The organism is Burkholderia stabilis (assembly GCF_001742165.1).
Taxonomy (GTDB): Bacteria; Pseudomonadota; Gammaproteobacteria; order Burkholderiales; family Burkholderiaceae; genus Burkholderia; species Burkholderia stabilis.
The window spans coordinates 508,473-529,122 of the sequence record NZ_CP016442.1 but is presented as its reverse complement, the minus strand read 5'-3'; the positions used below and the strand labels follow the sequence as shown (position 1 = coordinate 529,122).

26 protein-coding genes are annotated in these 20,650 nt (G+C 62.1%); 11 read left to right on the top strand and 15 right to left on the bottom strand.

The features are described from left to right. Positions 1-63: 63 nt before the first annotated feature. The 6 genes from BBJ41_RS02545 to mltG form a co-directional block, all read right to left on the bottom strand. Positions 64-420: a Rap1a/Tai family immunity protein gene (locus BBJ41_RS02545; protein WP_006485939.1), complete on the bottom strand. Its 357-nt coding sequence runs from the start codon at positions 418-420 to the stop codon at positions 64-66. 119 nt (positions 421-539) lie between these two features. Further along, positions 540-1,250, bottom strand: coding sequence for an ankyrin repeat domain-containing protein (locus BBJ41_RS02540; RefSeq protein WP_069745179.1), 711 nt, complete (start codon positions 1,248-1,250; stop codon positions 540-542). Positions 1,251-1,293: 43 nt separating this feature from the next. Next, positions 1,294-2,073: a TatD family hydrolase gene (locus BBJ41_RS02535; protein WP_069747549.1), complete on the bottom strand. Its 780-nt coding sequence runs from the start codon at positions 2,071-2,073 to the stop codon at positions 1,294-1,296. Between the two features lie 141 nt (positions 2,074-2,214). Further along, a complete protein-coding gene (locus BBJ41_RS02530; protein ID WP_069745178.1) occupies positions 2,215-3,243 on the bottom strand; it encodes a DNA polymerase III subunit delta' in 1,029 nt (342 codons plus the stop codon). 19 nt (positions 3,244-3,262) lie between these two features. Next, complete coding sequence (gene tmk, locus BBJ41_RS02525; RefSeq protein WP_069745177.1) at positions 3,263-3,883, bottom strand: dTMP kinase; 621 nt, start codon at positions 3,881-3,883, stop codon at positions 3,263-3,265. Beyond that, positions 3,883-4,902: an endolytic transglycosylase MltG gene (gene mltG / locus BBJ41_RS02520; RefSeq protein WP_069745176.1), complete on the bottom strand. Its 1,020-nt coding sequence runs from the start codon at positions 4,900-4,902 to the stop codon at positions 3,883-3,885. The genes tmk and mltG overlap by 1 nt, the downstream gene beginning before the upstream one ends. Positions 4,903-4,979: 77 nt before the next feature. Between mltG and ygfZ the strand changes: the two genes are divergently transcribed. Beyond that, positions 4,980-6,014: a CAF17-like 4Fe-4S cluster assembly/insertion protein YgfZ gene (gene ygfZ / locus BBJ41_RS02515; protein ID WP_069745175.1), complete on the top strand. Its 1,035-nt coding sequence runs from the start codon at positions 4,980-4,982 to the stop codon at positions 6,012-6,014. Between the two features lie 76 nt (positions 6,015-6,090). Continuing rightward, positions 6,091-6,936 (top strand): NRDE family protein, encoded by an 846-nt coding sequence (locus BBJ41_RS02510; protein WP_069745174.1) that lies wholly within the window; start codon positions 6,091-6,093, stop codon positions 6,934-6,936. An 18-nt stretch (positions 6,937-6,954) separates the two neighbouring features. Here BBJ41_RS02510 and BBJ41_RS02505 read toward each other — a convergent pair whose 3' ends face one another. The 4 genes from BBJ41_RS02505 to BBJ41_RS02490 all read right to left on the bottom strand — a co-directional run bounded on the left by BBJ41_RS02505 (position 6,955) and on the right by BBJ41_RS02490 (position 9,389). Then, a complete protein-coding gene (locus BBJ41_RS02505) occupies positions 6,955-7,395 on the bottom strand; it encodes a GNAT family N-acetyltransferase (protein WP_069745173.1) in 441 nt (146 codons plus the stop codon). A gap of 42 nt (positions 7,396-7,437) precedes the next feature. After that, on the bottom strand, positions 7,438-8,397 hold the full coding sequence (locus BBJ41_RS02500; protein WP_069745172.1) for an alpha/beta hydrolase: 960 nt from the start codon (positions 8,395-8,397) through the stop codon (positions 7,438-7,440). Between the two features lie 201 nt (positions 8,398-8,598). Continuing rightward, a complete protein-coding gene (locus BBJ41_RS02495; protein ID WP_069745171.1) occupies positions 8,599-9,078 on the bottom strand; it encodes a PaaI family thioesterase in 480 nt (159 codons plus the stop codon). Next, positions 9,075-9,389 carry a Dabb family protein gene (locus BBJ41_RS02490; RefSeq protein WP_069745170.1) on the bottom strand — a complete coding sequence of 105 codons (315 nt, stop codon included), beginning with the start codon at positions 9,387-9,389 and terminating at the stop codon, positions 9,075-9,077. The genes BBJ41_RS02495 and BBJ41_RS02490 overlap by 4 nt, the downstream gene beginning before the upstream one ends. A 178-nt stretch (positions 9,390-9,567) precedes the next feature. Here BBJ41_RS02490 and BBJ41_RS02485 point away from each other — a divergent pair, with 178 nt between their 5' ends. The 3 genes from BBJ41_RS02485 (at position 9,568) to BBJ41_RS38430 (ending at position 11,336) form a co-directional block, all read left to right on the top strand. After that, positions 9,568-9,969: an Arm DNA-binding domain-containing protein gene (locus tag BBJ41_RS02485; protein ID WP_069745169.1), complete on the top strand. Its 402-nt coding sequence runs from the start codon at positions 9,568-9,570 to the stop codon at positions 9,967-9,969. A gap of 86 nt (positions 9,970-10,055) precedes the next feature. Continuing rightward, positions 10,056-10,873, top strand: a protein-coding gene (locus BBJ41_RS38435) for an IS5-like element IS402 family transposase (protein WP_085954470.1) whose coding sequence is annotated in 2 segments (ribosomal slippage) — positions 10,056-10,404 and positions 10,404-10,873 — 819 coding nt in all. Because the reading frame shifts where the segments join, the coding sequence is not laid out codon by codon here. A 28-nt stretch (positions 10,874-10,901) separates the two neighbouring features. Continuing rightward, complete coding sequence (locus BBJ41_RS38430) at positions 10,902-11,336, top strand: tyrosine-type recombinase/integrase (RefSeq protein WP_197680891.1); 435 nt, start codon at positions 10,902-10,904, stop codon at positions 11,334-11,336. 67 nt (positions 11,337-11,403) lie between these two features. On the opposite strand, the gene istB is transcribed toward BBJ41_RS38430, so the two are convergent. Together istB and istA are read right to left on the bottom strand one after the other, a co-directional pair. Next, positions 11,404-12,192: an IS21-like element ISBmu1 family helper ATPase IstB gene (istB, locus tag BBJ41_RS02480; RefSeq protein ID WP_012213993.1), complete on the bottom strand. Its 789-nt coding sequence runs from the start codon at positions 12,190-12,192 to the stop codon at positions 11,404-11,406. A gap of 4 nt (positions 12,193-12,196) precedes the next feature. Beyond that, positions 12,197-13,708, bottom strand: coding sequence for an IS21 family transposase (gene istA / locus BBJ41_RS02475; RefSeq protein WP_027809980.1), 1,512 nt, complete (start codon positions 13,706-13,708; stop codon positions 12,197-12,199). A gap of 281 nt (positions 13,709-13,989) precedes the next feature. Here istA and BBJ41_RS38425 point away from each other — a divergent pair, with 281 nt between their 5' ends. Together BBJ41_RS38425 and BBJ41_RS02470 are read left to right on the top strand one after the other, a co-directional pair. After that, a complete protein-coding gene (locus tag BBJ41_RS38425) occupies positions 13,990-14,331 on the top strand; it encodes a tyrosine-type recombinase/integrase (protein WP_236872047.1) in 342 nt (113 codons plus the stop codon). 342 nt (positions 14,332-14,673) lie between these two features. Further along, positions 14,674-15,723, top strand: coding sequence for an LPO_1073/Vpar_1526 family protein (locus BBJ41_RS02470; protein WP_069745168.1), 1,050 nt, complete (start codon positions 14,674-14,676; stop codon positions 15,721-15,723). A gap of 126 nt (positions 15,724-15,849) precedes the next feature. On the opposite strand, the gene BBJ41_RS02465 is transcribed toward BBJ41_RS02470, so the two are convergent. Next, positions 15,850-16,119, bottom strand: coding sequence for an SOS response-associated peptidase family protein (locus BBJ41_RS02465; protein ID WP_069745167.1), 270 nt, complete (start codon positions 16,117-16,119; stop codon positions 15,850-15,852). An 83-nt stretch (positions 16,120-16,202) separates the two neighbouring features. Here BBJ41_RS02465 and BBJ41_RS42075 point away from each other — a divergent pair, with 83 nt between their 5' ends. Beyond that, positions 16,203-17,246, top strand: coding sequence for a hypothetical protein (locus tag BBJ41_RS42075; protein ID WP_418222288.1), 1,044 nt, complete (start codon positions 16,203-16,205; stop codon positions 17,244-17,246). Positions 17,247-17,364: 118 nt separating this feature from the next. Continuing rightward, entirely contained in the window at positions 17,365-17,649 is a 285-nt protein-coding gene (locus BBJ41_RS42070; RefSeq protein WP_197680890.1) for a helix-turn-helix transcriptional regulator, read from the top strand. On the opposite strand, the gene BBJ41_RS40185 is transcribed toward BBJ41_RS42070, so the two are convergent. Together BBJ41_RS40185 and BBJ41_RS38405 are read right to left on the bottom strand one after the other, a co-directional pair. Next, positions 17,608-18,174, bottom strand: coding sequence for a hypothetical protein (locus BBJ41_RS40185; protein WP_156814734.1), 567 nt, complete (start codon positions 18,172-18,174; stop codon positions 17,608-17,610). The two genes, BBJ41_RS42070 and BBJ41_RS40185, sit on opposite strands and share 42 nt — an antisense overlap. After that, positions 18,171-19,397: a DUF262 domain-containing protein gene (locus BBJ41_RS38405; RefSeq protein WP_083281784.1), complete on the bottom strand. Its 1,227-nt coding sequence runs from the start codon at positions 19,395-19,397 to the stop codon at positions 18,171-18,173. Before BBJ41_RS38405 ends, BBJ41_RS40185 begins: the two co-directional genes overlap by 4 nt. Before the next feature lie 236 nt (positions 19,398-19,633). Between BBJ41_RS38405 and BBJ41_RS40180 the strand changes: the two genes are divergently transcribed. Next, complete coding sequence (locus BBJ41_RS40180; RefSeq protein WP_156814733.1) at positions 19,634-20,059, top strand: hypothetical protein; 426 nt, start codon at positions 19,634-19,636, stop codon at positions 20,057-20,059. Continuing rightward, on the top strand, positions 20,056-20,646 hold the full coding sequence (locus BBJ41_RS40175; RefSeq protein WP_156814732.1) for a hypothetical protein: 591 nt from the start codon (positions 20,056-20,058) through the stop codon (positions 20,644-20,646). The genes BBJ41_RS40180 and BBJ41_RS40175 overlap by 4 nt, the downstream gene beginning before the upstream one ends. Positions 20,647-20,650: the final 4 nt, after the last annotated feature.

Below are 20,650 nucleotides of genomic sequence, written 5' to 3'. Positions count from 1 at the left end.
ACGTCTCGTCCTGGATGCGTCGGCGACGTCCGGGCGACGCATGCGCCCGGACACGGTGTCAAATCAGTTGCCGCTCCGGCAGGGAAACGCCTTGCCGAGACCGAGCGACACCGCGGTGCTCGCGTTGTAGTCGGCCAGTTTCGGATTTTCCGCGATGTACTTGCGCACCGCATCGGTCATCTGCTGCGCCCGGATGTCGGGCGGCAGGCAGAAATACTGGCCGACACGCGGCCCCGTGGTACCGCCGATCGCATCGATGGTGTTGTAGACGCCGTCGGCGGCGCCTTCGATGTAGGCCGCGCACGACGCCCGCGACTTGACGTCCGTCTTCGCGCAGAGCCGGTCGAGATCCGCGCCCGTGAAAGCCGCCGCCGACAACGGCACGGCAAACGCCGCGGCACAAAACATTGCGCGCAACATGGTGTTCCTTATGTCAATGCGGCCCGAGACCGCCTGCTGCCTTGGCCGGCGCGGCACCGGGGCGCGCTGTTCCGGCCGGAAACCGGCCGGGCGCGCACCGGCTGCCGCACCGAAAACCGTCATTTTGCACTCTTTTGCGCATCTGCCGGCGCCGATGCACCGACGCGCACCGTCCGCTTGCTCAGGATGTCGATCGCGTCCGGCGCCTTGTAGTGCTTCGCGAACTCGAGCGCGGTGATGCCGAGCTGGTTCTTCACCTGCGGATCGGCGCCCTGGTCGAGCAGCAGCGTGACCGTCGACGCGTGGTTGCCGCGCGCGGCCATCATCAGCGGCGTCGTGCCGTTCGGCGACGCGGTGTCGATATACGCGTCGTGGTCGAGCAGGATCTTGACGACCGCGTCCTGCCCGTTGGTCGCCGCATAGTGCAGCGGCGCCCAGCCCTTCTTGCTGACTTCCGCGCCCTTGTCGATCAGCAGCTTGACGAGCGGGACGTCGCCGTTCAGCGACGCGAGCATCAGCGCGTTCTCGCCGGCCTTGTCTTCCTTCTCGAGATCGACGTTCGGCGTCGTGGCGATCGCCGCCGCGACCTTGTCGGATTTCTCGCGCGCGGCGATCACCAGCAGCGGATCGCCGTTCGGCGCGAGCGTGTTCGGATCGAGCTTGCCGCTCTTCAGTTGTTTGCCGATGTCGGCGATGTCGTCGAACTTGACTGCCTTGACGATCGCGTCGAGCGACTCGGCCTGCGCGCCGGCGGCGGCGAACAGGCTGCTCGCGACCAGCGCGGCGGCGACGAGTGCGCGTTTGGGCAGATGATTGGTCGGCTGAGTCATTGTTGTGGGCTCCTTCCCTGGGTTGTCGGCTGCGCGCGCGTCGTTAGCGGGCGATCTTGAACAGCCGGAAAAAGTTCTGCGTCGTCGCATCGGCGAGCGCCTCGACGGCGATCCCGCGCTCGGATGCGATAAAACGTCCGACATGGCTGACGTACGCAGGTTCATTCGGCTTGCCGCGATACGGCACCGGCGCGAGGTACGGCGAGTCGGTCTCGATCAGCAGCCGGTCGAGCGGCACGCGCCGCGCGACGTCCTGCACGTCGGTCGCGTTCTTGAACGTGACGATGCCCGACAGCGAGATATGAAAGTTCTGCGCGAGCGCCTGCTCGGCAACGGACCACGGCTCGGTGAAGCAATGCATCACGCCGCCCGGCACGTCCGCTCGCTCCTCCGCCATGATCCGCAGCGTGTCCTCCGACGACGAGCGCGTATGGATGATCAGCGGCTTCATCGTCGCAGTCGCGGCGCGGATGTGCGTGCGAAAGCGCTCGCGCTGCCATTCCATGTCGGCGATCGAGCGGCCTTCGAGGCGGTAGTAGTCGAGGCCCGTTTCGCCGATCGCGACGACCTTCGGGTGCGCGGCCAGCTCGACGAGCTCCGCGAGCGTCGGCTCCCGCGCGTCCTCGTGATCGGGATGCACGCCGACCGACGCGTAGACGTTGTCGTGCGCGTCCGCGATCGCGAGCACGTCGGGCAGCGTCTCGAAATCGACCGACACGCACAGCGCGTGCGTGACGTCGTGTTCGCGCATGTTTTCGAGAACGGCAGGCAGGCGGTCGGCCAGGCCCTTGAAATTGATGTGGCAGTGAGAATCGACGAACATCGTGTTTCCTGAATTCGTAAGGCCGGCGCTCAGGCGCTCGCCGGCGTGCGGCAACGGGCGGCGTTCGCGGGCCGGCAGGCCGCGGTCGCGTCGCTGCGTGAGCCGGTCATCGTTTCGCAATACACGGGAAACAATGCGGGATCACGCGAACATTTCGCGATATCCGAGAAACAATTCCTCGAATACGAGCCGCGCGTTGAGCGGATGGTTCTCGACTGTCCGCTGGCGCGTCACGGCCTTCATGAAGCGCGCGAACGCGTTCGCGTCGACCGACTCCGCGCAGCGCGCAAGCGCCGCCGCGTGCATCGGGAAGTAACGCGGCGCGCCCGCCATCCGCTGCGCGAGCAGATCGTACAGCCAGCGCTGCAGCCAGCCGAGCACCAGCGGCACCGGCAGTTTCTGCAGCGTCTCGCCGCACGCGAACGGATCGCATGCCGCGCCGGCCGCGAGCTGCCCGAGCGTGTAGTCGCGCAGCGGGCGATTCTCGTCGCTCGCGAGCGCCAGCGCGGCGAGCGGCGCGCCGCCGGCTTCGGCGAGCAGCGCGGGCGCATCGGCGACGCCCTGCGCCGCGAGCCAGGCCGCGGCCGCGTCGGGCGCCGGCACGGTCATCGGCCACTGCCGGCAGCGGCTGATGATCGTCGGCAGCAGGCGGTCGATGCGCGCCGACACGAGCAGGAACACGACGCCGGACGGCGGCTCCTCCAGCGTTTTCAGCAGCGCGTTCGATGCGGCGACGTTGAGCGCCTCGGCCGGGTACAGCACGACGACGCGCGCGCCGCCGCGGTGCGAACCGACTCCGCAGAAGTCGAGCAGCGCGCGCACCTGCTCGATCTTGATTTCCTTGCTCGGCGCGCGCGTTTTCTTGCCGCCTTCGTCCGCGTCGGCCGGTTTCGCGTCGTCCGTCGCGCCCGGCGCCTCGCCGGCCAGCGCCTCGGGCAGCACGATCCGGTAGTCCGGATGGTTGCCCTGCGTGAACCACGTGCACGCCGCGCACGCGCCGCACGGCTCGCCGTTCGGCCGCGGCGCTTCGCACAGGAAGCCCTGCGCGAGATGCTGCGCGAACTGCAGCTTGCCGATCCCGGCCTGGCCGTGCAGCAGCAGCGCATGCGGCCATTGCGCGCGCAGTTGCTGCAGGCGGTTCCAGTCGTCGGTCTGCCACGGATAGATCATGTGGAGCGTTCCTTGCGTGTTACAGCGCGGCGAGCACGCGTTCGAGCTGCTGGCGGATGGCGGGAATCGACTGCGTCGCGTCGACGATCGCGAAGCGGTGCGGCGCCTCTTCCGCACGCCGCAGGTACTCGCCGCGCGTGCGCGCGAAGAACGCGTCGGATTCGCTTTCGAACTTGTCGGGCATGCGCGCGGCGCCGCGACGCTCGCTCGCGACGTGCGGCGCGACGTCGAACAGCACCGTGAGGTCCGGCTGGAAGCCGCCCTGCACCCAGCGTTCGAGCGTCTCGAGCTTGTCGCGCGGCAACCCGCGGCCGCCGCCCTGGTACGCGAACGTCGCGTCGGTGAAACGATCGGACACGACCCAGTCGCCGCGCGCGAGCGCCGGCTCGATCACCAGCGCCAGATGCTCGCGACGCGCGGCGAACATCAGCAGCGCTTCCGTCTCGAGATCCATCGGCTGGTTCAGCAGGATCTCGCGCAGTTTCTCGCCGAGCTGCGTGCCGCCCGGCTCGCGGGTGACGACGACCTGCCTGCCGGCAGCGGTCAGCTTGCCCTGGAGACGTTCGCAGAACCATTGCAGATGAGTGGTCTTCCCTGCGCCGTCGATGCCTTCGAACGTGATGAATTTACCGCTCGCCATTATTGACCTCGTATGTACTTGTCCACGGCCTTGTTGTGGTCGCCGAGCGTGTCCGAGAACACGCTCGTGCCGTCGCCCTTCGCGACGAAATAGAGCGCGCTCGTCTGGGCCGGGTTGATCGCCGCCTGCAGCGCGGCAACGCCCGGCAATGCGATCGGCGTCGGCGGCAGCCCGCGTCGGGTGTAGGTATTGTAAGGAGTGTCGGCCTGCAGGTCGCGCTTGCGCAGACGGCCGTCGTACGCGTCGCCGAGCCCGTAGATCACCGACGGATCGGTCTGCAACGGCATCCCGATACGCAACCGGTTCGCGAACACGGCCGCGACGAATGCGCGGTCGGCCGCGTGCCCCGTTTCCTTCTCGACGATCGATGCGATCGTCAGCGCTTCGTAAGGCGTCTTGTACGGCAACCCCGGCACGCGCGCGGCCCAGGCTTCGTCGAGGCGCGTCTGCATCAGGTGGTACGCGCGCCGGTAGATGTTCAGGTCGCTCGTGCCCTTGTCGAACAGGTAGGTATCGGGGAAGAACAGCCCCTCGCCGCTGCCGCGCTGCACGGCGCCGTCCGACGCGCCGATCGCGCGCAGCAGCTCGGTGTCGCTCATGCCGGCCGTCGTGTGCGCGAGATCGGGGTTCGCGTCGAGCTCCGCGCGCATCCGCTTGAAGGTCCAGCCTTCGATGACCGTCGCGACGTACTCGTTCACGTCGCCGCGCGCGATCTTCTGCAGGACTTCGTACGGCGTGATGCCCGTCTTGAATTCGTAGTTGCCGGACTTGAGCCGGCTCGACAGCCCGAGCACGCGCGTCATCGCGACGAAACCGAACGGCTCGACCGGCACGCCGCCGCGCTTGAGCTGCAGCGCCACGCTCTTCACGGTGCTGCGCGGCTTGATCGTGACGTCGAGCGATGCCGAACCCAGCAGCAGCGGCCGGGTCGCCCAGTAATACCCGCCGCCCGCGCCGGCAGCGGCCACAACGACGGCCAGCGCCACGATCGTCGCGGCGCATTTCTTCAGTAGGGACATGGAAACGTGACTCAGGTAAGACCCATATAATACTTGCTCGCCTTCGTCAAAGTCAGGGTTGACTGTTCCCTCATTCCATGAGCACACCGTTCGCTTCACCGGCTGCCCAGGCCGCACCTGCCTCGCTCCCCGTTTTCCCCCGCCCGTCCGCCGCCGATTTCGACGCGCCGGGCGCCTGCATGCCGCTGCCGCAGTTCGGCGTGATCGACGTGGCCGGCGACGACGCCGCGACGTTCCTGCACAGCCAGCTGACCAACGACATCGAACATCTCGATGCCGGGAGCGCACGGCTGTCCGGCTATTGCTCGCCGAAGGGGCGGCTCCTCGGGTCGTTCCTCGCATGGCGTGCCGGCCACGGCGTGCGCCTGCTGGTGTCGAAGGACGTGCAGCCCGCCGTGCAGAAACGGCTGTCGATGTTCGTGCTGCGCGCGAAGGCCAAGCTCACCGATGCGAGCGACACGCTCGCAGTGGCGGGCTTCGCGGGCGACGTGCGCGACGCGCTGTCGGGCATCTTCGACGCGCTGCCGGACGGCGTGCACGTGAAGGTCGACGGCCCGGCCGGCGCGCTGATCCGCGTGCCCGATGCCGCCGGCCGCAAGCGCTACCTGTGGATCGGCCCGCGTGCGGAAGTCGACGCGCGCCTCGCCGCGCTCGCCGGCACGCTGCCGGTCGTGTCGCCGGCCGTGTGGGACTGGCTCGACGTTCGCGCGGGCGAGCCGCGCATCACGCAGCCGGCGGTCGAGCAGTTCGTGCCGCAGATGGTCAACTTCGACGTGATCGGCGCCGTTAACTTCCGCAAGGGGTGCTACCCGGGCCAGGAAATCGTCGCGCGCAGCCAGTACCGCGGCACGATCAAGCGCCGCACCGCGCTCGCGCACGTCGCCGGCGACACCGATACCGTGCATGCCGGCGTCGAACTGTTCCACAGCGACGATCCCGGCCAGCCGTGCGGGATGATCGTCAACGCGGCCGCCGCGCCCGCGGGCGGCGTCGACGCGCTCGTCGAGATCAAGCTCGCCGCGCTCGACAACGGCACCGTGCACCTCGGTTCGGCCGACGGCCCGGCACTCGCGTTCGACGCGCTTCCGTACGCTTGGCCCACGGAAGTGTGACGCACTGACAACCCGTTCGTGCGCCGGCTCGCGAGTCGCAGCCGGCGCACGATGTTTCCTGCGAGAGATTCGCCCGATGTGTCTGATCGCCTTCGACTGGCAGCCTGACGCCGCCGCCGGTCCCGTCTTTACCCTGACCGCCAACCGCGACGAGTTCTTTCGTCGCACGAGCGCGCCGCTCTCATGGTGGGAAGATGTACCGGGCGTGCTGGCCGGCCGCGATCTCGAAGCCGGCGGCACGTGGCTCGGCGTATCGCGCGACGGCCGCTTCGCCGCGCTGACGAACTACCGCGCGCCGTTCGACATCCGCGCGGGTGCGCCGACCCGCGGCAAGCTCGTATCCGATTTCCTCGGCGGCCCGTCCGTCGCGCCGCTCGACTATCTCGGGCAATTGGCCGAGCACGCGGCCGTGTACAACGGCTTCAACCTGCTCGTCGGCGACTGGAAGCGGCGCGAACTCGCGTGGTTCTGCAACCGCGCGCCCGAAGGCGAGAGCGCGGTTGCCGCACCCGTCGCGATCACGCCCGGCGTGCATGCGCTGTCGAATGCGCGGCTCGATACACCCTGGCCGAAAGTGGTGCGCAAGCGCGCGGAGCTCGGCACGCTGCTCACCGACAATCCGACCCCGTCGCTCGACGAGTTGATCGAGCTGATGCGCGACCCGCATGTCGCGGACGACGACGCGCTGCCGCACACGGGCATCCCGATCGAGCGCGAGCGTGCGCTGTCGGCCGCGTTCATCGAAACGCCCGAATACGGCACGCGCGGCACGACCGCGCTGCGCGTCACGATGAAGGAAGGCTTGCGGCTGACGGTCGAGATCAAGGAGCGCTGCGACGACGACGGCTCGCACCGCACCGTCCGCCCGGGCACGTTCGAGCGCGCGGTCACGTTCGATATCGACGCGACGCGCCCGCGCTGAACGCGCAGGCCCCGCGCGCTACGGCGCGCGCATCATCTCGACGTGCGGCACGCCGGCTTCGACGAACGGTTCCCCGACCGCGGCGAAGCCGTGCCGCAGATAGAACGACACCGCCGAATCCTGCGCGTAAAGCCGCACGACGGGTTCGCCACGCCGCCGCGCGGCCGCCAGCAGCGCGTCCAGCACGGCCGACCCGACACCCTGCCCGCGTGCGTCGGCCAGCACCGAGACCCGGCCGATCGTGCCGGACGGCAGCAGCCTCCCCGTCGCGACCGCACGGCGCATTCCCGTCACCGCGTCGACCCGGTAAGCAACCGCATGGAGCGACAGCGGATCGTCGTCGTCGAGCTCCCATTCCGGCGGAATCCGCTGTTCGCGCACGAACACCGCGTCGCGGATGCGCGCGGCATCGCCGCCCAGTATCGTCCAGTCGCCCGTTTCCACCACGCCGTCCGTCATCGCTGTCCTCCATGCGGCGCGCACACCGTCACACGCCCGCCGTCAAACGTCGTCGAATGCGGCCTTCAGCGCCGCGACCGCATCGGCATGCGCGGCCCGCACCTCGGGCACGTAGCCGCCCATCTTGAAGAATTCGTGGATCATCCCCGGATAACAGACCAGCGTAACCCTGTTGCCGGCCGCGCGCAGCTTCTCCGCATACGCGGCGCCTTCGTCGTTCAGCGGATCGTATTCGGCCGTCGCGATCCAGGCCGGCGCGACGCCCGCGAACGACGGCGCGCCGCGCGTGCCGTCGAGCGGCGCGAAGCGCCAGTCGTCGCGATCCGCCGAATCGCGCACGTATTGCGTGAAGAACCACTGGATCGTGTCCTGCGTCAGCAGGTAGCCGTTCGCGAGCCGCGCATGCGATTCGGTGTCCTGGTAGCCCGTCACGCCCGGGTAAATCAGCATCTGCAGCGCAAGACCGATGCCCGCGTCGCGTGCGAGCACCGCGCAGACGGTCGCGAGCGTGCCGCCCGCGCTGTCGCCGCCGACCGCCAGCCGCGACGCGTCGATACCGAACGCGGCGGCTTCGCGATGCAGCCACTGCAACGCATCGTCCGCATCGTTCACCGCGGTCGGGAACCGGTGTTCGGGCGCGAGCCGGTAGCCGACCGACAGCACCGCGCATTGCGCATCGTGCGCGAACATCCGGCACAGCGCATCGTGCGTGTCGACGCTGCCGACCGTGAAACCGCCGCCGTGGTAGTAGACGAGCGCGGGCAGCGGCTCCGCGAGACTCGGCTCGACCGGCAGGTACAGCCGCGCGCCGATCGTGCGGCCGTCGCGCGTCGGCACGACGCATTCCTCGACCGAATGCATCGCTGCCGGTGCGACGTCGAGAATCGGCGCGCTCCTCTCGTATGCGGCGCGCGCCTGCTGCGGCGTCTGGTGGTGATAGGACGGGCGTTTCGCGCGCTCGATCATGTCGAGCACCTGGGCGATCTTCGGATTCAGCGGCATCGGAGAGGACGGCGCGTGCGCGGCGCCGTGAGCGGACAAGCGTCACATGATGCCACGCGCGTGTCGGGCGGGCGCGACGCGCACTGCAGTGCCGACATGCGCGGCCCTTCTGCGCCCCTTGAAACACGGCCGCCGCACCCATGCGGCCCGCCAAACGAAACGGCCCTGCCGGTGGGAAGGCAGGGCCGTGCGTGTGCGCGCTTACGCGTCGCTCGGGCCGGGTTGCGCGTCCGGCGCCGTGCGCGAGCGTTGTCGCTTGATGTCGCGCCCTACCGCGAGCCGCCGCATGTACTTGAACGTGCCGAGCGCCTTCGCGACGAAGTTGCCGTCGCTGTCGCGCACTTCGCCTTCGCAGTAGGCCATCGTCGTCGAGCGGTGCATCACGCGCCCGTACGCGCGCAACTCGCCGCGGCCCGGCTGCATGAAGTTCACCTTCATCTCGACCGTGACGACGCCGACGCCGTCATCGGTCAGGCTGCGCGCGGCCATCGCGAGCGCGATGTCCGCAAGCGTCATCGTCACGCCGCCGTGCGCGATGCTCCACGTGTTCATGTGCCGCTCTTCGAGCGGCAGCACGATCTCGCTCGCGCCGTCCTTCGCGGACACGAGCCGCACGCCGAGCAGGTCAACGAACGGGCTTTCGATCGACGGGCTGTCCGCCGGGGTTGCCGCGTCGCTCATCGTGCGTCGTCGACGAGGTAATCGACGCACTGGCGCGATTCGGCCACGGCGACGACGAATTTCTTCACTTCCTGGTGAACCGGGTGCACCTGGTATGCGTCGAGCGCGGCCTGGTCCGTGAAATCGGACACGAGCACGACGTCGGACGTCGCTTCGAGGCCGGGCGTCGCCACACCGACCTGGATCTGCAGCGTGCCCGGCACGAGGTCGCGGCAGCCTTCGAGCTTTTCCTTCAGCTTCAGCGCGTTCTGCGCGCGCGTCGCGCCTTCCGCCGATTCCTTCAACTTCCACATGACAATATGTCTGATCACTTCGTTCGCTCCTGTTCGTTTTGGTTCGGCGACTCGCCTGCAACCCCTACCAGTTGGGCACTCTACGCCCTTCCACCGTTCGCTCACGTTCACGAGAAATCGCACCCAGCCGGAAAAAAAGCGGGTAATAAAGCGGGTATCATTTCAAACACCCAACGACGATACCCGCTATTTCACCTTGCCACTTACCGACGTCAAAATCCGACAAGCGAAGGCAGGCGACAAGCCTACCAAACTTACCGACGCCAATGGCCTGTATCTTGAGGTGCGTCCGTCCGGCTCCAAGCTCTGGCGATACCGATACAGGATTGCTGGGAAGGAGAACCTATTCGCAATCGGTGAATACCCGGCCGTCAGCCTCCAAGACGCGCGCATGGCGCGCGACGATGCGCGCGCACTCGTCAAGAAGGGACTGCATCCATCCCATGCACGACAAGAAGTGCTATCCGCGCGCATCAACGAAGGCAAAGCAACTTTCCGAGTCGTCAGCGATGAGTGGCTTGCGAAGAAGCAAAAGACGTGGACCGAGCGGCACTATGGCGAGATCCTGCGCATGCTTGAAGCAGATGCTTACCCTTAGAGACGGTTTCAAAAAGGCCCCGTGGGGCTGTTAACTTTCGCGGTGAGCTGTTAACCTCAGGCATCGGAACAACCGAGACTGAGGAGATGGCCAAGCCGATCATCGACGATGAATTGTGGACACTGATCGAGCCGTTACTGCCGCCACCCAAGCCGCGGCGCGAGAAGAACCCGGGCCGCCTGCCTGTTTCGAATCGCGCCGCGCTGACCGGCATCCTGTTCGTTCTCAAGACCGGACTACGCTGGCGCGACCTGCCGGCCGAGATGGGATGCGGCTCGGGCGTGACATGTTGGCGCCGGCTGCGCGATTGGCAAGCAGCCGGTGTCTGGGATCGCTTGCACGAGCTACTGCTCGCAAAGCTGCGCGCAGCGGACCAGATCGACTTCTCACGAGCCGCCGTCGATTCATCATCGATTCGCGCCGTTGGGGCAGGCCAAAAACTGGGCCAAACCCCACCGATCGCGCGCGACCCGGTTCCAAGCACCACATCGTCACCGACGCCAACGGTACGCCGCTCGCCGCGATCCTGACCGGCGCGAACGTCAACGACGTCACGCAATTGCTGCCGCTGATCGACGCGATTCCGCCGATCCGCGGATTGCGTGGCCACCCATTGCAGCGGCCGCGTGTGGTCTACGCGGATCGCGGTTACGACTCCGAGCGACATCGGCGCGCGTTGCGCGATCGCGGTATCGAGCCAGTGATCGCCAAGCGCCGTACCGAACATGGCAGCGGCCTTGGCAAATATCGCTGGGTCGTCGAACGCACGCATGCCTGGCTGCATCACTTCCGTCGTCTCCGTATTCGTTTCGAGCGCCGTGCAGACATTCACGGCGCGTTCCTCAAACTCGGTTGCTGTCTGATCTGCTGGAATACCCTTCGGCGGGCCGATCAGTCTTTATGAAACCGTCTCTTATATCGGAAACCGCCCGATGCGCTCCGTTACGGCCCACGACGTGCTCGCGTTGATGCGCCGTGTCGAAGAGCGCGGCTCCCCGTCTGTAGCAATCAAACTGCGCCAGTACATATCCAACGTGTTCCAGTATGCAGTGATCACGCTACGGGCAGATACAGATCCCGCATCCGTGTTGCGCGGATCGATCCTAAAGCCTCCAACAGAGAATGCTCGGCCGTTAAGCCGTGAAGAACTTAAGCGGCTGTTGCGACAGCTTCCAACCTATAAGAGCAGGAGAACCGTCATTGCGATTCGCCTGCTGATGATGCTGTTCCCACGAACAATTGAACTTTGTCGAGCGCGATGGGAAGAAATTGATTTGGCTGCTGCAGAGTGGAAGGTTCCCCCTGAAAAGATCAAAGCACGACGGTTGCACATCGTCCCTCTTCCCAAGTGTCGCGGGGCGGCGTAAAGGAGCCGGGGATGGGCGGCGTAATGGCGCCAGCAGAACCGGGGGTAAAACGCGGATTCGAACGGTTTCAAGGTTGCGGTTTTTTGCCGTTTTTGGCAACTGCATTTTGAGGGGGATCTGGCATCGGTTTCGGGGTGCGGTAACTGTCGCCCTCGAGGACGAGCCGGTAGGCGCCGTGGCGTAGTCGGTCGAGTGTGGCGGTGCCGAGGATGCGGTTGTCGGGGAACGCGGCGCCCCATTCACCGAAGTCGAGATTCGACGTCAGGATGGTCGCCGCGTGCTCGTAGCGGGCCGCGACGAGATCGTGGAAGTCCTCGTCCTGCGGGGTACGTAGCGGTTTGAGCGCGAAGTCATCGACGATCAGCAGCGGCACCCGGGCGTACTGCTGGAACTTGCGGTCATAGGCGCCGGTGGCGCGCGCGGCGTTCAATCGCTTGAGCAGCTCGGTCTGCGAGATGAACAGCACATCGCGGCCTTGGCGGGCGGCGCAGTGGCCCAGCGCCTGGGCCAAGTGGCTTTTGCCGGTGCCGGTTGGACCGGCGATCAGGATCGCGACCTTCTCGTCGAGATACCGGCCTGTCGCGAGATCATGAACGTGTGAGCGGTTCAACGTAGGCAGCCGGTCGAAGTCGAACGTCTCGAGCGTCTTGCCCATCGCGAAGCCGGCGCGCAGCAGACGGGTGCCGAGCTTCTTGTGTTCGCGACGGGCAACCTCGTCGTGCAGCAGCATGGCAAGGAACTCGGTATAGGCGAGCTGCCCGTCGATCGCCTGACGGTTGCGCTGCTCAAGCGAGTCGAGGATGCCGGACAGGCGCAGCTGTTTGAGGATGGAATTCAATTCGGGACTCGGGTTCATGGTGTCAGTGGATCAGCAGGGATTGGAGATCACGGCCGAAGCGGCCGCCGTTCTGGTAAGCGCCAGTCGGGGCCGACGCGGGACGCGGCACCGGTTCGCTGTCCAGGCCTTTGTCGAGGATGCCCTTGATGGTGCTGTACTTCGCGCTGCTGAACGCGAGCGCACGCTCGCAGGCTGCTTCCAGCCTCTGATCGCCGACTTTCTGTCGCAGCCGGATGATCCCCTGCGCGCCGCGCAGGTTGACGAGCACCTTGTCGTTGAACAGCGCGAGGATCACGCCGTGGCACGACGGCCCGATCTCCTTCGCGCGCGCCAGACACCACTGCGGATCGTGCTCGAGCCAGGCCTGCGCTTCGGGCGGCTGGTGATCTCGCACCGTGTGGCGACCGCCGGCCCGCTGCCGCGGATGGGTTGCGACGAGTTCATGCCGATGGAACAGCTGGATGACCGTATCGGTCGCCTTCAGCCAGAGCGACTTGCCGACGAGCGTGAACGGTGCAGAGTACAGCGCGTGCTTGTAGACGACGTGGCCGTCGCGATGGACCGCCACCTCCTTCCAGACCGACAGTACCGGCGGCACGTCCGGCAATGCAGCGAGCAACGGGCGCTCGACGCCGAAGCGCGTCAGCGGCCGTTCGTGGACGGTGCCGTGGATACGAGTGCCGGCCTGCTGCATCACCCATTCGCGCAGTTGCCGGTTGGCGTCGGCCAGATCCCGGAACTCGCGCAGCGGCACGAAGGACTTCTTGACGTATTTGACGCCCGATTCGACGACGCCCTTCTTCTGGGGATCGTGCGGCGGACAGGCGTCGATCCGGAATCCATATCCCTCGGCAAGCGCGGCGTACGAGCGTTGCACCGCCGGCTCGTATCGACACGCCCGGATGATCGCGCACTTCGCGTTATCGATGATGACCCGGTCGGGACAGCCGCCGAACCATTCGAAGGCGCGCCGGTGGCTGGCGAGCCACGTCTCGACGGTCTGGTCCAGCACGATCTCGGCATACTGGTGGCGCGACCAGCACAACGTCATCACGAAGATCCACGTCCGGACCGCAATGCCCTCGACCGTCAGCACGGGTCCCGCGCCGAAGTCGACCTGCGCGGCGTCGGCCGGTGCGAAGTCGAGGATCGTTGTGGTGGCCACGCTGCGCTCGGCAGCCAGATGGCGCAGCATGCGCTTCACGGCACAATAGCTGCCGGCGTAGCCATGATTGCGTTGAAGGGCGGCATGGATCGTGGTGCCCTGAACGCCGGCGGCAAGCCATTCGCGGACCTGTTCGCGATATGGCTCAACCGTCGACACACAGGTGTGCGGCAGGTGCGGCGTGCGCCCGAAGACACCCGCGATCGTAGCGTCGTCCGGCAGCGGCTGCACCGGATCCAGCCAACTACGCGCTTCAGCCTCGCGGCGCACGGTCGTCAGCTTCTTGCGCCCCATCAAACCGCCGCGCGCGATGTCGCGGTCAGAATCGCCTTGCCGCATGCGGACAAGGACTTGGCGGTATTCAAACAATTCGAACCTCCTGTTGGCCATGGACGCTCCGTTCAAAAAGAACGGAGCGTACCGACTCGGAAAGTTCGAACCGCGTTCTCGCCCTGATGCTGCTGGCGCCTATGCGCCGCCCCTAACGTGGCGCCATTACGCCGCCCTTGGACTGGCGCCTATGTGCCGCCCCTCAAGTGGCGCCCTTATGCCGACCCCGCATTGGCTCCATAGCGCCGCCCCGTGACACCAAGCAAGCGCTTGGACTGTTGCGTGAGCTGCAGGAGATGTATGGCAATCGTGGATATATCTTGCCGATTCTTCACAGCAATCGAAAGCTGCCACACATGAGTCGAGCGACGATCAACCGGGCGATCGATTACATGGTCCCCGATAACCCCGAACCGATAACTGGTCATGACTTTCGGGCCACTGCATCGACAAACCTTCATGAGATGGGGTGGAAAGACGAAGTCGTTGAGATGCAGTTATCTCACAAAGACAAGGACAAGACTCGCTCGACTTACAATCATGCCAAATACTTGCCAGAGCGTCGTGAGATGATACAAGCTTGGGCAAATTGGCTCGACGACATAGAAAGAGAGGCGCTCTCAGACTGCGATGCTGCATTTCCATCTGTCAGCAACCGATGATGCTGCAGCGCCTGCGCCTCATCTGACAAGGATTCGCGCACAAACCTGTACCCGCCCTTTTGGGAGTTTTCCTTTAACTCGTCCGTACAAGACGTTTGCACATACAAGTGACCCTACAAAGCTTTACAGAGGAAATGTATGCAATGGATTGTTGAAAACAAACAGTGGCTTTTTGACGGAATCGGCGGCGCTTTCGTGATCGCGGCTATCGGCTGGATCGGAAGCATTCTATTCAGGCGTTCTAGGGAGAGTGGTCAGCAGCAACGAGGAGGCGACAATTCTACGAACGTGCAAGCAGGACGGGACGCAAACATTAGGGACATCCACACGAGGAAGAAGTGAATGGGAATGCTCGGTAATGAACAAAATCAGCAGGGCGGGGATAACGCAGTAAATGCTCAGGCGGGGCGAGACGTCATCGTTCAGGGCATCACCTATGCTGATGCACGGCAAATTGCAGTCGACGTGTATCGCTCCAATGCGCTAGAGATGCAAGGGTTGGCGAAACAGGTGGCCAGTGAACGCGCCGAACATTTGATCGACCAATTTCTCCAGAAGATGCAGGCGACGGGAGCGCCGAACGTCTCCGAGGCTGCGAACCCCGATTTCCAGCACACGTTATTCGAGGCCCAGAAAGCGTTTGCACGCGCAGGAGACGACGCGACAGAGGGCGTATTGGTCGACCTACTCGTCCGGCGAGCTACAGAGAACTCCCGGAACATACGTCAAGTTGTTTTAAACGAGGCCGTCACTGCTGTCGCTCGACTGACGCCACAACAGATTGACCTGCTTTCTCTTGTTTTTCTCCTGCGGCACTGTTCCGTCCCCGGGATGATGTCAAGAAAGCACTTAATGGGGCCGCTTCTCATCGCTGCTCATTTCAATACGGCAATACCGGAAAGTGACAGTGTCTGCTCGTATCTCGTATATGCTGGTGTCGCGCAGCATACGTTGACACCGACCAGCCTGCAAGCGCTCTTAAGAAGCGAGTACCCGGGCCTGCTTTCGCGCGGATTCGAGAAATCTCTTTTCGACACTCTGATTGCGGCCGAGCCGGCGGTCGAAAAGATGCTAATTCCCTCAGAATTCAACCGTGAGCTCGTGCAGGTGCGAGGGCACAATGAAATCGCAATGAACAGTTTGTGCGAACAGCTTGGCATCTCCGAACATGCCCGCTTCAATCTAGCGCGAAAGCTAGAGGAACGTCCGCTGGGTGACAACGAAATCGAAGCCATCTTCGCCATTGGCGAAGCGATGAAGACCCTATTTCGAACCTGGAATACCTCGCCAGTGCAGCACTATGTCCTCACGTCGGTAGGACAGACGATTGGGCACGCAAACGCAGTCAGGCGCCACCTTCTGAATGCCGATCTCGGCGTGTGGATTAAATAACCGGCGCTGCGTTGGAATTTCATACCGCGTCTGTAGCAACACGCGATTACGGGTACCTAGCAAATCTGTAGCACGCAAAAAAGGCCCGCTCGCTGCGGGCTTTCATGTATTTGGACTCCGTCAAGGTTACTTTGGCTCGGCCGCCATCTCGTCGGCCGGATAGAGTTGGAGCATCGCGCGCGCGGCCTCGACGTTCGACGTGTGCAACCATTCGTCATAGTCGGCCGGCTGCAGGAAAGCGACGCCTCGCTTCTCGTCCGCCGGTTTGTGCATGCGACTCCAGATCGCATGATCTGCGCCGCTCAGCGTGAGCATCGAGACACCGATCACTGTCCCCTCCTTCGTCTCGTTCTCCTGCCAAATCCCCGGTACGCAAAACGGTTGCCAATCGGCCAAGCCGATCCGCTGCCAGACGCACAGCCCGCTTTCCCATTTCCCTTTTTCGTTCAGTCGCGCGTTCGGATATGACGGCTCACGGCATGACACTCGCAGCGATCTGCGAACGCCTTAATGTCACCGACCAAACTATCCGCGACGTCGGCCTGCTCGAACGTGCACCGGCTGAACTGCATCAACTCGTACGTGCCGGTCAATGCACCGGCACACTGGCGATCGAACAGATCCGCCAGCACGGCGGCGACAAGGCGCTCGAACGTATCGTCGTCGGGATCTCCAAAGCTGCGGAAGCCGGCAAATCGAAGGTGACGAAGAAGTATCTCGAAGCAGTGCCCCTGCTCGATGCGCTCCCGGACCCCGCACAATCGCCCGAGCAGGCAGCACCCGCAGCCGCCAACACCAACGCTGCACTGCTTGTTGCCGCGTCGACGACCGCGGAAGTAACGATCGGGACACAGGCGCCGACGCTGGCAGCCCCGCGTCAAAGTGCCCCCGCTAAGATCAGCGAGACGCAGTCAAAGCAACTTTTGCATGCGCTGCAGTCTGTTTTGTACGATCCCAGTTTCGGGAAGCTGGCCCGACCGACCATCGCAGCGGTTCACAGCGCGCTGATGCCGCTTTCCGTTCTGCTGGACGGGAAACCGTCACGCCGGGTCTTTCAAATCGAACCTCCTGACGCGAACGGCGACTGCCAAATGGTCGACGTGGTCAACGGCCCCACAGGCACCGAACGGACGTGCGGCAGACCGCTTACAGACATCTATCTTGTGCAACCAGATGACGGGGTATGGATTTACGCGAACGCGCTTCGCCTGACGAGGTTCAACACGACGAGCCGACTCCGAATGATCCCGTCGACGATCGCTTTTTTCACACGCGGGCAAGCGATTCGGGCGGCTACAACCAGTGTGCTGAAGTCCATCGACCACCTCACGAAGAATCGCCCGACCAAGGCCGAGCTGAAAGACATCGACGCGGTTGTTGAATGGGCATGCGCGCTGCTGCACGAGCCGGACCCGGACTGGACGGACGAGCTTGCAATCGCCGTTGCACGTGGTCACTCGCCGAATATCAGCCTAGCCATCGAGCAAACGACCGAAGCCGAAGCTGCGGGAGACACTAAATGACCCCGCACCCGGCCTTTTCTACCCAACGTCCGCTGCCGCTAACGCGGGAATACGCAAAGAACGACCAGATTACCCCATTGGCGAACGCCTTCCTGGCTACAAGTTGTAGGAACTGAACATGTTGACCGAGCGCTTAATAAGACTGCCAACTGTTCTCGCGATGGTAGGACTCGGCAAAGCTACAATCTATGACATGATGAAGAACAACGACTTCCCGAAACCAAGACGAGTGCGCAACTTGTCCCTTTGGGTCGAGTCGGAAGTGCAAAACTGGATTGAAAATATCAAAAAAACTCACCCATCTTCCGCGCAACCCTCAATCAAATTATGCCAGGCACATGAAATTCATGCGCCTAGTGCGTTAATCTTCCAACAGACTACGAATACGTCGCGCAAACATTAATTCATCAAATCGAACCAAATAACCCATTAACTCGATTATCATTGAACCTTCTCTCGCACAATTAATCTTGTAAGTCGCTCGCAGCGCAGACTTATGAGCGACATCACCACGATTCTTGCCGAATTCCGCCATTCGATCCAAAAAAACAGGATCAACTGCATCAAAAAATGAATCATCAAATCCAAACGGCTTAAACATCTGCAAGATGTCGGACTTCTTTATTCCATTATTTGACGCCTTGGCCGATTTAGCCTCAACGAGCGCCTTCTCTGCCCACATCTTCCTCGCCATGCCAAGACCACGAGAATGCTGAATATCACGCTCCAGATCGGCAATAAAAACCTCGCACACCAACTCAAGATAATGCTCCATTTCCGCATGCACCAGCATACGAAACGACCTCATCTTATCTTCCTCGTGCGACGTATACTTCCCCATTACATTAACAGGAGGGAGGAAATTAATTTTCAGGGAATGAACTCTGTTATTTAAAGCCGTGAAATATTCAGAGAGCATTGCATTCACATCCTACTTTCCACCGCATCCAACCCAGGAATAGACATACCTAAAAGATCCTGCAAAGCCCGTCCCCATCGCGCCAATCGATAAAACGTCGATTCGCGACTCTTAGTAGTAGTCTCCAGTGATCTCAAAAACGTAGAATCGTCCTTTGATAGTGTGATGAACGCGGCTCGCACATCATCCTCTCTGCCTTCGACAGCCGCCCTCACGCTTGCATCGGAAAAATAGTAAACCATGATATCGAACACTGCGCGATTAAAACGCCGCTCGAAACCACGTCGAGTCCACTTTGAAAACGAATCATCGCCAAAAATATTGGTTGTCGCAACAATTGCATTCTCACACTCTTTTGCGCGATCTTGAATTTCACTAGACCTGGACGACCAATCACTATTCAGTCGGCGAACAGTTTCGTCCAAAAACTCCTTGAGATCACCAGCATAATCAAGAACAAATAAGTTGAATCCAAAGAAACGAATCAACATCTCAACATCACGCATTCTAAAATCAGGCTTTCCTTTTCGCCCGAGAATAGAAATGAGTACATGACTATGCTCTGAGAATTCGAATGCAAAATCGATAAATTTCCCGGGATGCAATACATGCCTCAATTCCTGAGGCGACAAAGGAACACTCCCAGAATTAAGTCGGTGGAAGATCAGGTACAAGACACGCTCATCACTCCAACCCCTTATGAATGTCGTTCTGATCTGGGAATTCTCAAAAGACGCAGAATCGTTACTTAACGAATCATCAGAAATATCGGACCACGTTTTACCATTCAGATCAGCACGAATGGTGAGATCCTTTAATCTAAGATACTCGCCACCTATACCAGCAAAACGAAGGAGCGCCAAAAGTCGCTGCTTCCCATCAATTACAAGATATCGCCCTTTACTACCGGGTATTTCAGCGAGAACCAATTGCGGAACAGGTAATCCAAGAAATAATGATTCAATAAACCGGCTTTTACGAATATCATCCCACGCGTCACGACGTTGAAACCTAGGATTGAGAATGATATTCCCCTTTCTCAACTGACTAATAATCGTTTCAGCGGTCCAATCCGAATCAGTTACCCCTACCCCCTGCAAAAGATCAGGAGCAGATAACGTGGAATCCTCTTCATTCTCAACTTCTTGGACAACATCGATGTAATCGAACTCGTCGTTCACATCTTGGAGCGTCTGCTGCTGAGGCGAGGTTTGGGACTTATTTGAGGTCATAACGGAATATTCTCAATACGGGTATTGACAGCAGCCGGAACCACAGTGCGAGGTGATCACTCGTCACACATCGATCTGAAGTGTCCCCAACACTAGCACGCGCGACGTCACGCGCAAAATGGACATGTTAAGGCAAGCAACACAAGCCGATTACTCAGCAAGTCACGGACTCGCAAAGTAGGGCGATGGCGCCCTTGCCTTAAGGTGCTGCAGCCTCATGCCTTGGAGAGGCTGATTTGGCACACTCAGAGCTCTTCAGAACTTTCGTCAACGTCGCCGCCAAGGAACGCAGCATCATAAAAAGCGGGTATCTATGCGGGTATCATTTTTATAAGATATACACTTTTTTATTATTTATCAAACAATTAAACACCAAAAATCCCCTTCAACTTCGACATGACGATATGTCGGATCACTTCGGTTGCTCCTGTTCGTTGGGATTCACGATGCGGGCGCGGCTCGCATCGCGGCCGGCCGGGCGCTGCCCGGCCAGTGGTCTGTCTGCTTCGCTTGCGCGCGGTCGCGGGCACCCGGGAAAAAAGCGCGTATCGAATCGGCTATCGTCCGACCTTTCCGGCATCGATACGCCCGTTTTCACCGCGTCGGCCGCCGACGGCGCGATCCGCGCAAACGGCGGCAGGCAACAAGCCTACCAAACTTGACGGCTCCGATGGCGCGAAACCGGCGCGGCGTGCGGCTTCGGTCGAAGCGCGGGAACACGGATTGCCCGGCGTATGCCGCTATCGCCCGCCAACGCGCCGGCACAAACGCGACGATTCAATTCCTGTCCGGCATCAATCGCCGGCCTGAAACGCCATTGCCAATTATTTCACCATCGAATATCCGGATTTCATTATTAAGCCTCAATGATTCGCACATTTTACCGACTCGACGAGTAATAATTGCGATTTCAATTTCAATCAAATTCCCGAAACCCGAAAACATTATTGACTTCGACTTTCCGGTAAATTTAGAATCCCCTACGACGGCTTACGTTTCATTTTCTTTCGCCGGACACGAGCCGCCATTCGCCGGCCCGAAGGCCACCCATCAAGCCTTTCTCCGTATCGCACCGGGGCCACGCCTCTTGTCGCTTCAGCTTGCAGCATTTATCAGCCATTCGCTTATTTGCCACTCAACTCGTTTTCCCCTGAAGCATCACGCTCTGATTAATTCAACAAATTCAATCGAATTACCGCAACACGGGACGAAACGGACAGCCGATCCGCTCATTCGAACATTCCGATAAAAAA